The following is a 12,132-nucleotide window of genomic DNA, read 5'->3' as shown; positions in this document are numbered from 1 at the left end:
GCCCCGTTGTCGGGCGCCGGCTGCCGTCAGGCGGCCGTCGTCCCCAGCAGCTGGCGCAGTTCGCCCGACTCGTACATCTCCATCATGATGTCCGAGCCGCCGACGAACTCGCCCTTGACGTACAGCTGGGGGATGGTGGGCCAGTTGCTGTATTCCTTGATGCCCTGGCGGATGCCGTCGTCGTCGAGCACGTTGACGGTCTTGACGTTATTGGGGTCGACGCCGCAGGCCTTGAGCACCTGGATGGCGCGGCCCGAGAAGCCGCACATGGGGAAGCTGGCGCTGCCCTTCATGAACAGCAGGATGTCGTTGGACTTGACCAGATCGTCGATGCGTTGTTGGGTGTCGCTCATGGGGGAACCTCCAGACGGAAATGGCGGCAATTATCCTGCGATCGGCCATTGGCCGCCGGAGCAGCGGGCGATGCCCGCCAGATCCGTGCGGCTGCCGACCTGGACGAAGCCCTGGGCGCGCAGCAGGGCGCAAACAGCCTCGGCCTGGTCGTAGCCATGCTCCAGCAGCAGCCAGCCGCCGGGGGCGAGGTGGGCGGGCGCATCGGCAACGATGGTGCGCAGGTCGTCCAGCCCGTCGGCGCCTGCTGCCAGGGCCGAGATCGGCTCGTGCACGAGGGCCGCCAGGTGCGGGTCGGCGTCGGCGATGTAGGGCGGGTTGGAGACGACCAGGTCGTACGGGCCGTCCACGCCCTGCAGCCAGTCGGCCTGCACGAACTGCACGCGCAGGCCCAGGCGCTGGGCATTGGCGCTGGCCACGGCCAGCGCGTCGGCGCTGCGGTCCACGGCCGCCACCAGCGCGTCGGGCCTTGCATGGGCCAGCGCCAGGGCGATGGCGCCGCTGCCCGTGCCCAGGTCGATGACGCTGCCGCCCCCGGGCAGGTGCTCGAGCGCCCATTCCACCAGCGTCTCGGTGTCCGCCCGCGGCACCAGCACGCGCGCGTCGACCTGCAGCGGCAGGCCGAAGAATTCCTTCTCGCCAAGCAGGTAGGCCACGGGCTCGCCAGCGAGCCGGCGCGCGGCGTGCGCATCGAAGCGCTGCAGCGCCTCGGGTGTGGGGACGTCCTGGTCGTGCGCGAGCAGCCAGGCACGGTCGTTGGCATCGCGGCCCAGCGCGTGCAGCAGCAGCAGCTGGGCGTCCAGCCGGTCCAGGCCGCGTGCGGCCGCGGCTGCCAGGATCTGCGCCAGCGTCACGCGGCGCCGACTTCCAGTTCGGCCAGCTGCTCGGCCTCGCGCGCGGCGCGCAGCGCCTGCACGACTTCCTCCAGGTCGCCTTCCATGATGAAGGACAGCTTGTACAGCGTGAGGTTGATGCGGTGGTCGGTCAGCCGGCCCTGCGGGAAGTTGTAGGTGCGGATGCGGTCGCTGCGGTCGCCACTGCCGATCAGGCCCTTGCGCTCGGCCGCATCCTTGGCGGCGCGTTCGCTGCGCTCCTTTTCCTGGATGCGCGCGAGCAGCACCTGCAGCGCCTTGGCCTTGTTGCGGTGCTGCGAGCGATCGTCCTGGCATTCGGCCACGATGCCCGTCGGCAGGTGGGTGATGCGCACGGCCGAGTCGGTCTTGTTGATGTGCTGGCCGCCGGCGCCGCTGGCGCGGTAGGTGTCGATGCGCAGCTCGGCCGGGTTGATCTGCACGGCCTGGGCCTCGTCGGGCTCGGCCAGCACGGCGATGGTGCAGGCGCTGGTGTGGATGCGGCCCTGGGTCTCGGTGGCGGGCACGCGCTGCACGCGGTGCCCGCCGGACTCGAAGCGCAGGTGGCCGTAGACATCCTCGCCGTCCACGCGCATGACCACTTCCTTGTAGCCGCCCAGCTCGCTCGGCGATTCGCTGATGAGCTCGGTCTTCCAGCCGCGGCGCTCGGCAAAGCGCGTGTACATGCGCAACAGGTCGCCCGCGAACAGGGCCGACTCGTCGCCGCCGGTGCCGGCGCGGATTTCCAGGAAGGCCGCGCGCGCGTCATCCGGGTCCCTGGGCAGCAGCATGCGCTGGAGTTCGTTCTCCAGCTCCGCCAGCTCGGCCTGGGCGCCTTCGATCTCCTCGCGTGCCATCTCGGCCATGTCGGGGTCGGCCAACATCTCCTGTGCCGCGGCCAGATCGGACTGGCGCTGCAGGTGGCGCGCGTAGCGGCCGGCCACCTGGGCCACGTCGGCATGCTCGCGCGACAAAGCCATGAACTGCTTCATGTCCGCCATGATGTCCTGGCGCGACAGCAGGAAGTCGAGCTCGGACAGGCGCAGCGCGTAGCGCTCGAGTTGTTGGCGGAGAAAGGGTTTCAAGGGCGACGGTCCAATGGGGGCGGGGCCGCAGCGTGCAGGCTGCGGTGCGGCGGCAAGGCGCGTCGCTAACGCTCTTTGCGCAGGAACAGCCGCGAGATGGTCTCGACCGCGTGCGCGCGGGCCTGGCCGTCCCCGGCATGCAGCTCGGCCATGGCGCCGTGCAGCATCTTCTGCGTGAGGCCCTTGGCCAGGGCTTCGAGCACGGCGTCCACGTCGTCGCCACGCGCCAGCTGCTTGCGCGCGCGCGCCAGTTCGGCCTGGCGCCAGGTGTCGGCCTGGCTGTTGAGCTGGCGGATCAGCGGTACCACGCCGTTCTGTGGGTCGCGCTGGCCCATCCAGTGCAGGAAGCTCTGCACGCCGGCGTCGATGATGACCTCGGCCTGGGCCACGGCCGCCTGGCGCTGGGCCTGGCCGGTCTGCACCACGCTGGCCAGGTCGTCCACGGTGTAGAGAAACACGTCTTCCAGGCCCTTGACCTCGGGCTCGATGTCGCGCGGCACGGCCAGGTCGACCATGAACATGGGCCGGTGCTTGCGCTGCTTGAGCGCGCGTTCCACGGCACCCAGGCCGATGATGGGCAGCGTGCTGGCGGTGCAACTGACGATGGCGTCGAACTCGTGCAGCCGGGCCGGCAGGTCGGCCAGGCGCATGACCTCGCCACCGAAGCGGCCGGCCAGCTTCTCGCCGCGCTCCAGCGTGCGGTTGGCGATGGCGATGGACTTGGGACTCTTGGCCGCGAAATGGGTGGCGGCCAGCTCGATCATCTCGCCGGCGCCCACGAACAGCACGCGCACCTGGCCCAGGTCCTCGAACAGCTGCGAGGCCAGGCGCACGGCGGCGGCGGCCATGCTGATGGAATGGGCGCCGATCTCGGTGGCGGTGCGCACTTCCTTGGCGACCGAGAAGGAGCGCTGGAACAGCTGGTTCAGCGTGGAACCCAGTGCGCCGGCCTCGTTGGCCACGCGCACGGCGTCCTTCATCTGGCCCAGGATCTGCGCCTCGCCCAGCACCATGGAATCCAGGCCGCTGGCCACGCGGAACACGTGGCGCGCGGCCAGACCGTCGTGCAGCGTGTACGCATGCGAGCGCAGCAGCGCGGGGGCGACGCCGCCGGCATGGGCCATCCAGTCCACCGTGCGGTCGATGGCCTGGGCGTCGGCTGCGCAGTAGATCTCGGTGCGGTTGCAGGTGGAGATGATGGCGGCCTCGGGGCCCGACAACGCCGAGCGCAAACCGGCCAGCGTGGGGGCGATCTGGTCCAGCGCGAACGCAAACCGCCCGCGCAGATCCAGCGGGGCGGTGTGGTGGTTGATGCCGAGTGCCCAGACAGCCATAACGGGCGATTATAAAATCCGGCGCCTCTCCCTGCCGCTTGACCTGGGTCAAGCCCCTCGCTCTCTCCCATGGGTGTTGTCGATCTGCTGCTGCATGGCCTGGCCTTCGTGCTGCCGGCCCTCTGTGTTGCGCTGTGCACCACGCTGGCGGGCCGCGTGGGTCGGGGCGGTGGCATGCGCTGGTGGAGCGAGTGGCTGCTGACCAGCCTGGCCGGCAGCCTGGCACTCTTGGGCGCGCTGTGGGCCATGGGCCGCGACGGCAGCATCGCCGGCTATGCGGCGCTGGTGGCCTGCTGCGGCACCCTCTCCTGGCTGCTGTCGCTGCGCCGGCGCTGAATCAAGCCAGCAGGTCGTGGTGCGTGTGGCCTGATTCCAGCGCGTGCACGCATTCGCGCCAGGGCTGGTCGGTGGCCGTGATCAGGAAACCGTAGGCGCCGTAGTCGTCGTAGCGCCGCCCGCGCATGACGGTGACTTGCAGCACCGATTGCTCGTCCGTGCCCAGGTGCACCACCACGCGGCCCGAGGCCTTGAGCGGCAGTTCCTCGCGCGCATGGGCCTGGAAGCCCTCGTTCGACACGTCGACCACCTGCAATTCCACAAGCCGGCGCTGGCCGCCGATTTCGATCTCGAGCTTGCCCTTGCACTTGAGCGAGAAGCGCGGGTGTCGGCGCAGTGTGTCCATCTGGGCCGGGGGCTGGTCCAGCGGCGGCAGCACGGCCTGGTAGGCGGGCAGGTCGTAGATCTCGTGCAGCATGGCCTTCTTGCGTGCATCGAGTTCGGCGAAGCCCTGGGTGCGCTGGTTGAAGAAGTGGTCCAGCAGCGCCGGCGTCATGACCGGGTCGTTGGTCGTGTAGTAGCGCCGCACCGGCAACTTGATGTTGGGCAGCTCCATCTTGAAGAAGTAGTGGTGCAGGCTCTTGCGCGGTGGCTTGCCGGCGTAGGCGCGCGCGAACAGCGTCTCGGCCTGGCTCAGGTCCAGCGTGGCGCCCACGGCCGGTGCGCCGTTGGCGAAGTCGTAGGCGGCCACCGTCTTCTGCGGCAGCCGGCGGAACGACAGCAGCGATTCGTAGAGTTCGATGTGGTACGGATTGACCGCAATCACCAGGTGCCGCGTGTCGAAGAAGCGCGTGCAGTAGGCGTGCATGAACTTCATGAGCGGGAACAGGATCGCGCCGCCGGTCTTGCGGTGCTTGGGGTGCACGGCCAGCGCCGAGACCTCGGCGATCTGGCCGCGCTCGGCCTCCACGCTGGACAGGTCGAACACCGCCTGCAGCGGAAAGCCGAACGGGCTCTGGCGGATCAGCGAGATCGTGCCCACGACCTCGTCGTCGTACTTGGCGCACAGCGTGGTGGTGGTCGGCAGTGCGTGGTAGATCGTGGCACGCAGGCCCGAAGGCGCGGGCTGCATGAAGCCCACGGCCACGTAGGCATCGTGCAGCAGCGTGAAGCAGGCCTCGAGTTCTTCCTGCGTGTCGGCGATCTTGAGCGTGAGCCGCGGGTCGGGCGCTGGGTCGCAATCGACGAAGGAGCGGGCCACCGCGAAGCGCGCCGACTGGGGCATGAAGCCGATGGCCTGGCGCATGCCCTTGTGCAGCGCGCGCCGCGTGCGCGAGAGCAGGGTCTGGGATTTCGAGCGGGCCATGGGGTGCTCCTCGCGCCAGTATGGGCTCAGTGGCCGGGCAGGTGGGCCTCGATCAGGTGTCCGGCGATGGACAGTCCGCGTGGGGGGATGGACGGCATCGCGTCGCCCGGGCCGACCCAGACGGCCTCGGCGATCTCGTTCTCGTCCAGCCGGATCTCGCCGCCCGCGTACTCGGCCGTGAACGCGATCATGAGCGAGTGCGGGAACGGCCAGGACTGGCTTGCGAAGTAGCGCAGGTCCTTCACCTGCAGCCCGACCTCCTCGAACACCTCACGGTGGATGGCCTCTTCGATGGATTCACCCGCTTCCAGGAAGCCGGCCAGCGCGGTGTAGAAGCGGGTCGGCGAGTTGTTGTGGCGGGCCAGCAGGATCTCGGGGCCGCGCCGCACCAGCACCATCATGGCCGGCGAGATGCGCGGGTAGGCCATGTGGCCGCAGGCCGGGCAGCGCATGCAGCGTTCGCCGGCCACGTGCGTGGTGGGCCCGCCGCAGGCGCCACAGAAGCGGTGCGTGCGCGCCCATTCGGCGATCTGCCAGGCCCGGCCGGCCACGGCCAGCGGGCCTTCTTCCATGGCGCCAAACAGCGCGCGCAGCCGGCGCGGGCGCAGGCCCTCGGGCAGCGGCGTGCCCTTAGGCAGCCAGGCCACGCGGCAGTAGGCGTCATCGAGCAGACCCACGGGCAGGAAGTCCGCAGTGCGGATGCCGAGGGCGGCACACACGAGCGCCCCCGGCAGGGCCAGGTCGGCTTCGCCGACCAGAAGTTCGTCACCGCAGAACACGAAGTTCTGCACCAGATCCTGTTCACGCGCCGCCAGCAGCGGCGTGAACGAAGGAGGAGTTTGCAGCATGGGCGGGCATCCGGGCCGTTGGGAGCCCGCATGCTAACCGCCGATGCGCCTGCGCGTCAGAGGGCCAGCACCAGCGCCGCGCGGGCCTGCAGGCCGTCGCTGCCCGCGGTGTAAGGCAGGGTCACGGCCGCACGTTCGGCGGCGTCCATCCGGCGCCAGAGGAAGTCGCGCGCATTGCCGGGATCGCCCTCGACATAGAGCTGTGTGGTCAGCAGCTCGCGCTGGCCCAGCCGCACCTTCACATGGATGTGCGGCGTGCGGCCGCTGTAGGGCACGGGCCGGATGGTGCGAAAGCGCCAGCGGCCCTCGGCGTCCACGGCGGTGCGGCCAAAGCCCTGGAAGGCCGGGTCCTGGCGGCTGCCGTCGCCGGGGTGGTCGTAGTGGCCGGCCTCGTCGCATTGCCAGATCTCCACCTGGGCGCCGCGCGCGGGGCGGCCCTCCAGGTCGCGCAGTGTGCCGTCCAGCCAGGCCGGCTGGCCGCGCTGATAGCGCAGTGCGCCGTTGCGCAGCAGGTCGTTGTCGGTGTCGGCCGGAAAGGCGACGGGATAGAACGGGCCCTCGGTCTGCGCCGGCGTGGGCCGCGGCTTTGGTGCAGGCTGGGCGCGCGCGGTCAGCACGACCGGGCAGGCGATCAGGGCGGCAGTGAGCGTGCGGCGGGTCGGCATGGCGTTCAGATGCGGCCGGCCGTGCGCAGGTTCCCGGCTACAGGAACAACGCGTCGAAGCCGTCCACGGGCTCGAAGCGCTTGTTGTGCCAGCGCAGGCGCAGCGGGCCGGGCATGGCGCGTTCGCGCACCGGGTGGCAGGCATCGCCGGGATAGCAGACCACGCGCGTGCCACCGTCCTCCAGGCTCTCGGGCTGGATCAGCGGCGGGCGGCGCGTGCGGGCCGCGGCCACGGCTTCCTCGGCACTGGCGTGGCGCGCCAGCTGGGCCAGCGTCATGATCTGCGGCGGCGCCATCTCGATCTCGCCGTCCCAGTAGCGCTGCAGCGCGGCGCGCGGCGCCAGCCAGGTGCTCTCGGTGGTCTCGTAGTCGTCGTGCGTGGCCACCTGTTCGGGCGGCACCACGGCGGCGAAGAAGCGTGTGTCGAAGCGCTTGTTCATGACAGAGGGCACGCGCGGCGTGATCCAGCGCGACCAGGGCGCGAGCCGGCGCGTCTGTACGCGCAGGCCCAGTTCGGCCAGCATGGTGTTGAAGGGCGTGCCGGCCTGGAGCAGCGCAGAGGCGCGGCCCAGGTCGGGCTCGCCGCCGTCCGCCGTCTCGGCCAGCAGCACGCCGGCTTCCTCGAAGGCCTCGCGCACGGCCGCCACATACAAGCCGGCGGCCTGCGCCACGTCGAGTCCGGCGTCGTGCAGGCTGGTCTGCAGCAACGGGGTGGCCTGGTCGAGATGGCGCGCGGCATCGAGCTCGGCATCGGCCGCATCGAGCTTGCCACCCGGGAACACATAGGCGCCGCCCAGCACGTCCGACAGCCCGTGGCGCTTCATGAGCAGCACCTCCAGGCCGGTCGCGCCGTCGCGCAGCATGACCACGGTGGAGGCCGCGCGCGGCGGCGTGTCGATGGCGTGCAGGTTCAGTTCCATGGGGTTCCCTTCGTCTCCAGTACAGTTGCGCGGCTTTTTTATGGTGCGCGCAGCAGGCTACCAGAGGCTGCTGGCCGGGGCTGTCGCGCAGCTTCCACCTTGCAAGGAGACAAACGGATGGGTCTGGATTTCAAGGGCCGTGTGGCCATCGTCACGGGCGCCGGCGGCGGCCTCGGCCGCGAACATGCGCTGGCATTGGCCAAGCGCGGCGCCAAGGTGCTGGTCAACGACCTGGGCGGCGCGCGCGACGGCAGCGGTGGCTCCACCAGCGCGGCGCAGGCCGTGGCCGACGAGATCGTCGCCGCCGGTGGCGAGGCCCTGGCCAACGGCGCCTCGGTCACCGACTACGAGGCCGTAACCGCCATGGTCCGTCAGGCCGTGGACGCCTGGGGCCGCGTCGACATCCTCGTCAACAACGCCGGCATCCTGCGCGACAAGAGCTTCGCCAAGATGGAGCTGGCCGACTTCCGCCTCGTCATGGACGTGCACCTGATGGGCGCCGTGCACTGCTGCAAGGCGGTCTGGCCGTTCATGACCGAGCAGAAGTACGGCCGCATCGTGATGACGAGCTCGTCCTCGGGCCTGTACGGCAACTTCGGCCAGGCCAACTACGGCGCGGCCAAGATGGCGCTGGTCGGCCTCATGCAGACCCTGGCCATCGAAGGCGCCAAGAGCGGCATCCGCGTCAACAGCCTGGCGCCGACGGCCGCCACGCGCATGACCGAGGACCTCATGACGCCCGAGGTGCTGCGCGCGCTCGACCCGGCCGCCGTGGTGCCGGCCATGCTGGTGTTGGCCTCGGAAGACGCGCCCACGCGCGCTGTGCTGTGCGCGGGCGCCGGCTCGTTCGAGGCTGCGCATGTCACGCTGACGCAGGGCCAGTGGATCGGCACCGGCGACCAAGCGCCCGAACGGCTGGCCGCCGCGCTGGACGCCGTGCGCGCACGCGAAGGCGAGACCGTGCCGCAAAGCGGCTCGGAGCAGGGCCGGCTGGAAGTCGGCCGAGCGATGCAACACGCCGGCTAAACCCTCGCCTGCAGGGCTTGCCGGCCTGTGATACCTTCCGGCCCCACACAGATTCGGGGCTTGAAACAACAATGGCCACAACGACCTTGCATGCCAGCACGCCCCTCACGGAGCGCGTGGGCGCCCTCACGGCGGAACGCCTGCGCGGCATCCGCCGCGGCTTGGAGAAAGAAAGCCTGCGCGCCACGCCGGACGCCGGCCTGGCCTTGACGCCGCACCCGGCCGCGCTGGGTTCGGCCCTCACGCACGAGCACATCACGACCGATTTCAGCGAGTCGCAGCTGGAGCTCATCACCGGCGTGCACGCCGACGCGGACAGCTGCCTGGCCGAACTGCGCGAGGTGCACCAGTACGTCTACCAGGTGCTGCGCGAGCAAGGCGACGAGATGCTGTGGGTCTCCAGCATGCCCTGCGGCCTGCCGACCGACGAGACCATCCCGATCGGCCGTTACGGTTCGTCCAACGTGGGCCGCGCCAAGAGCGTCTACCGCATGGGGCTGGGCCACCGCTATGGCCGGCGCATGCAGACCATCTCGGGCATCCACTACAACTGGTCGATGCCGGGCATCGACAGCGCGGCCTACTTCGACCTGATCCGCAACTTTCGCCGCCACGCCTTCCTGCCGCTGGTGCTGTTCGGTGCCTCGCCGGCCGTCTGCGCGAGCTTCGTGCAGGGCCGCGAGCACGCATTGCAGCCACTCGGCGAGCACAGCATGTACCTGCCGCACGCGACCTCGCTGCGCATGGGCCGGCTCGGCTACCAGAGCGATGCGCAGTCCACGCTGGCGGTCAGCTACAACAGCCTGGAAGGCTACGGCGCCTCCCTGCAGGAGGCGCTGACCAAGCCCTATCCGGCCTACGAGGCCGTGGGCATCCGCAACCCGGGCGGCGACTACAACCAGCTGGCCACCAGCCTGCTGCAGATCGAGAACGAGTTCTACGGCACGATCCGGCCCAAGCGCGTGATCCGCTCCGGCGAGCGGCCGCTGCATGCGCTGCGCGAGCGCGGCGTCGAGTACATCGAGGTGCGCCTGATGGACCTGGACCCGTTCGAGCCGCTGGGCATTGCGGCCTCGACCATGCGCTTCCTCGACGTGTTCCTGCTGCACTGCCTGCTCAGCGACAGCCCGCCGGACACGCCCGAGGAGATCGCCGCACTGGCGCGCAACCAGCACCGCGTGGCCGCGCGCGGCCGCGAGCCCGGCCTGCTGCTCGAGCAGGGCGGCCGCGAGCGTGTGCTGACCGAGTGGGCGCTGCAACTCGTCGACGAATGCCTGCCGCTGGCACAGGCCATGGACGCTGCGCTCGGTGGCCAAGGCCATGTGGCGGCAGTGCAGGCCGCGCGCGCCGCGCTGCTGGCGCCCGAGACGTTGCCCTCGGCCCGCGTGCTGGAGCACGCCACGCGCGAATACGGCAGCAGCTTCACGCGCTTCGCGCTGCAGCACTCGCTGCAGACGCGCGAGCAGCTGTTGGCGCTGCCGTTCCCGGATGCACTGCGCGAACGTTTCGTGGCGGCGTCCAGCGCCTCCATCGAGGCGCAAAAGCGCATCGAGGCCAGCGACACCATGCCCTTCGATGTCTACCGCGAGGAGTATCTGCGGCCCGAGCGCCTGGGCCTTCAGCTTAAGCGCCGCGGCAGCGGCGCGGCGGCGCAGGTGCTGCAGGCCGCCGCGCTCTGAAGCTCAAGGCCGGTCGGCGCGCCGGCGCCACAGGAAATGGCCGATGAAGGCCAGGCCCAGCACCAGCGCGAACCAGCCGACGATGGCCGACTGCGCGATCGTGTCGCGCATGCCCGAGGGTGGCATGAACTGCGGGCCCAGCAGCACGGCCAGGCCGATCACGCAGCACAGCCCGCCTTTCCAGGCCAGGTCGGCCTCCTTTTTCGCGTCGCGGCTCACAGCGCGGCTGTGTCGGCTTGATCGGCATCGGGCACGCCGTCCTTGCGGATGGACTCGCGCTCGCGATGGCGGTTGTCGCGGCCCCTGTCCACCGTGTGTTCCACCAGCCGCTTGAGCTTGTCGGCAGCGCCGCGCACGGCCAGGTCCTGGCTGTCGGCGTCATGGTGGACGGCCAGCGGCTGGTGGTGCGCGAGCCGTGCTTCGAGCAGGCAACGCTTGTCGGCGCCTCCTGCCTTGCCGCCGTTCTCGTCCGACAGGTGCACCTCAATGCGCGTGATGTCGTGGCGAAAGCGCGCCAGTTCGTCCTGCAGGTACTGCTCGGCCCAGCGGTCCAGCGATTCCTTGTTGGGCAGTCCGGTCGTGTTCACTTGCACTTGCATGGGTCGGGTCTCTCTCTTGAACCAGTGGGCCGCCCAGTGTGCCTGAGCCCTGCAAGCCCCGGTGTAGGAACGGGGCGATTGTGTCCAGGGGCTCTGGTATCGTTCTTGCGTTTTTTGTGTCCCCCCGTCCTACAGGAACCGATCCCATGTCTCGACCTTCTTCGCCTTGCACGGCCCGCCGCCGGCTCACCCAGGCCCTGGCCGTGGCGGCCTTGCTGGGCACGGGCCTGGCCGCCCAGGCCCAGTCCACGGTGCGCCTGCTGGTCGGCTTTCCAGCCGGTGGCGGCACCGACGTGATCGCGCGCACCTTGGCCGACAAGCTGCAGGGCGAACTCGGCCAGAGCGTGATCGTCGACAACCGCGCCGGTGCGGGCGGCCAGATCGCGGCCAACGCGCTGAAGACTTCCGCGCCAGACGGCAACACCTTCTTCCTGACGCACGACCACACCGTCTCCATCCTGCCACTGGTCACGAAGAACCCGGGCTTCGACCCGGCCAAGGACTTCGTCGCCGTGGCCGGCTTCGCCATCTTCGTGAATGCGCTGGCCGTGTCCGGCGGCACGCCGGCCAAGTCCATGCCCGAGTACCTGAACTGGCTCAAGGGCCAGGGCGGGCGCGGCACCATCGGCATCCCGGCGCCGGCCTCGACGCCCGAGTTCCTGGTCAAGGTGCTGGCAGACAAGTACAAGATGGACCTGCAGGCCGCGCCCTACCGCGGCAGCGCGCCCATGATCGCGGACATGCTGGGCAACCAGATCAGCGCGGGCGTGGGCTCCGTGCCCGACTTCATCGAGAACCACAAGGCCGGCAAGATCCGCGTGGTCGGCGTGCTGGGCACTGCGCGCCAGGCCGCCATGCCCGAGGTGCCGACCTTCGCCGAACTCGGCGTGGCCGGCTTCGAGGACCTGCCCTACTACGGCATCTTCGCGCCGGCCGGCACGCCGCAGGCCGCGATCGACCGCTTCTCGGCCGCCGTGGCCAAGGTCGTCGCCATGCCCGATGTGCGCGACAAGCTCACGGCCATGGGCCTCACGGTGGGCTACATGCCGCAACAGCAGCTGCACAGCCGCGAGCAGGCCTACACCAAGACTTGGGCGAAGATCATCAAGGACAGCGGCTTTACGCCCCAGTGA

At 70.1% G+C, this 12,132-nt stretch carries 14 protein-coding genes; 4 read left to right on the top strand and 10 right to left on the bottom strand.

Annotated features, from left to right (window positions below; genetic code table 11):
* Window positions 1-26: 26 nt before the first annotated feature.
* The 4 genes from grxD to hemA form a co-directional block, all read right to left on the bottom strand.
* Window positions 27-353, bottom strand: coding sequence for a Grx4 family monothiol glutaredoxin (gene grxD, locus ASF45_RS03860; RefSeq protein WP_056657085.1), 327 nt, complete (start codon window positions 351-353; stop codon window positions 27-29).
* Window positions 354-383: 30 nt separating this feature from the next.
* On the bottom strand, window positions 384-1,205 hold the full coding sequence (prmC, locus tag ASF45_RS03855) for a peptide chain release factor N(5)-glutamine methyltransferase (RefSeq protein ID WP_056657082.1): 822 nt from the start codon (window positions 1,203-1,205) through the stop codon (window positions 384-386).
* Window positions 1,202-2,287, bottom strand: a complete 1,086-nt coding sequence (gene prfA, locus ASF45_RS03850; protein WP_056657079.1) for a peptide chain release factor 1 — start codon at window positions 2,285-2,287, stop codon at window positions 1,202-1,204. The genes prmC and prfA overlap by 4 nt, the downstream gene beginning before the upstream one ends.
* 65 nt (window positions 2,288-2,352) lie before the next feature.
* A complete protein-coding gene (gene hemA, locus ASF45_RS03845; protein WP_056657076.1) occupies window positions 2,353-3,621 on the bottom strand; it encodes a glutamyl-tRNA reductase in 1,269 nt (422 codons plus the stop codon).
* A 69-nt stretch (window positions 3,622-3,690) separates the two neighbouring features.
* Between hemA and ASF45_RS03840 the strand changes: the two genes are divergently transcribed.
* Complete coding sequence (locus ASF45_RS03840; RefSeq protein WP_056657073.1) at window positions 3,691-3,957, top strand: hypothetical protein; 267 nt, start codon at window positions 3,691-3,693, stop codon at window positions 3,955-3,957.
* A 1-nt stretch (window position 3,958) separates the two neighbouring features.
* On the opposite strand, the gene ASF45_RS03835 is transcribed toward ASF45_RS03840, so the two are convergent.
* The 4 genes from ASF45_RS03835 to ASF45_RS03820 are packed head-to-tail and all read right to left on the bottom strand — an operon-like array spanning window position 3,959 to window position 7,695.
* Complete coding sequence (locus ASF45_RS03835) at window positions 3,959-5,263, bottom strand: GNAT family N-acetyltransferase (protein WP_056657070.1); 1,305 nt, start codon at window positions 5,261-5,263, stop codon at window positions 3,959-3,961.
* 26 nt (window positions 5,264-5,289) lie between these two features.
* A complete protein-coding gene (gene nudC / locus ASF45_RS03830; protein ID WP_082550781.1) occupies window positions 5,290-6,111 on the bottom strand; it encodes an NAD(+) diphosphatase in 822 nt (273 codons plus the stop codon).
* 56 nt (window positions 6,112-6,167) lie between these two features.
* Window positions 6,168-6,776, bottom strand: a complete 609-nt coding sequence (locus ASF45_RS03825) for a protocatechuate 3,4-dioxygenase (RefSeq protein ID WP_056657066.1) — start codon at window positions 6,774-6,776, stop codon at window positions 6,168-6,170.
* Between the two features lie 37 nt (window positions 6,777-6,813).
* The gene (locus tag ASF45_RS03820; protein ID WP_056657063.1) at window positions 6,814-7,695 is read right to left on the bottom strand and encodes an NUDIX hydrolase; all 882 of its coding nucleotides are present in this window, start codon (window positions 7,693-7,695) and stop codon (window positions 6,814-6,816) included.
* A gap of 117 nt (window positions 7,696-7,812) precedes the next feature.
* Here ASF45_RS03820 and ASF45_RS03815 point away from each other — a divergent pair, with 117 nt between their 5' ends.
* On the top strand, window positions 7,813-8,721 hold the full coding sequence (locus tag ASF45_RS03815; RefSeq protein WP_056657060.1) for an SDR family NAD(P)-dependent oxidoreductase: 909 nt from the start codon (window positions 7,813-7,815) through the stop codon (window positions 8,719-8,721).
* Between the two features lie 71 nt (window positions 8,722-8,792).
* Window positions 8,793-10,400: a glutamate--cysteine ligase gene (gene gshA, locus ASF45_RS03810; protein ID WP_056657057.1), complete on the top strand. Its 1,608-nt coding sequence runs from the start codon at window positions 8,793-8,795 to the stop codon at window positions 10,398-10,400.
* Between the two features lie 3 nt (window positions 10,401-10,403).
* Here gshA and ASF45_RS03805 read toward each other — a convergent pair whose 3' ends face one another.
* Window positions 10,404-10,619 carry a hypothetical protein gene (locus ASF45_RS03805; RefSeq protein ID WP_056657055.1) on the bottom strand — a complete coding sequence of 72 codons (216 nt, stop codon included), beginning with the start codon at window positions 10,617-10,619 and terminating at the stop codon, window positions 10,404-10,406.
* Window positions 10,616-10,999 (bottom strand): HPF/RaiA family ribosome-associated protein, encoded by a 384-nt coding sequence (locus ASF45_RS03800; RefSeq protein ID WP_056657052.1) that lies wholly within the window; start codon window positions 10,997-10,999, stop codon window positions 10,616-10,618. Before ASF45_RS03800 ends, ASF45_RS03805 begins: the two co-directional genes overlap by 4 nt.
* A 146-nt stretch (window positions 11,000-11,145) precedes the next feature.
* Here ASF45_RS03800 and ASF45_RS03795 point away from each other — a divergent pair, with 146 nt between their 5' ends.
* Window positions 11,146-12,132 carry a Bug family tripartite tricarboxylate transporter substrate binding protein gene (locus tag ASF45_RS03795; RefSeq protein ID WP_056657049.1) on the top strand — a complete coding sequence of 329 codons (987 nt, stop codon included), beginning with the start codon at window positions 11,146-11,148 and terminating at the stop codon, window positions 12,130-12,132.

The organism is Pseudorhodoferax sp. Leaf265 (assembly GCF_001422365.1).
Classification (GTDB): domain Bacteria; phylum Pseudomonadota; class Gammaproteobacteria; order Burkholderiales; family Burkholderiaceae_C; genus Pseudorhodoferax.
This window is presented reverse-complemented; position numbering and strand designations above follow the sequence as displayed.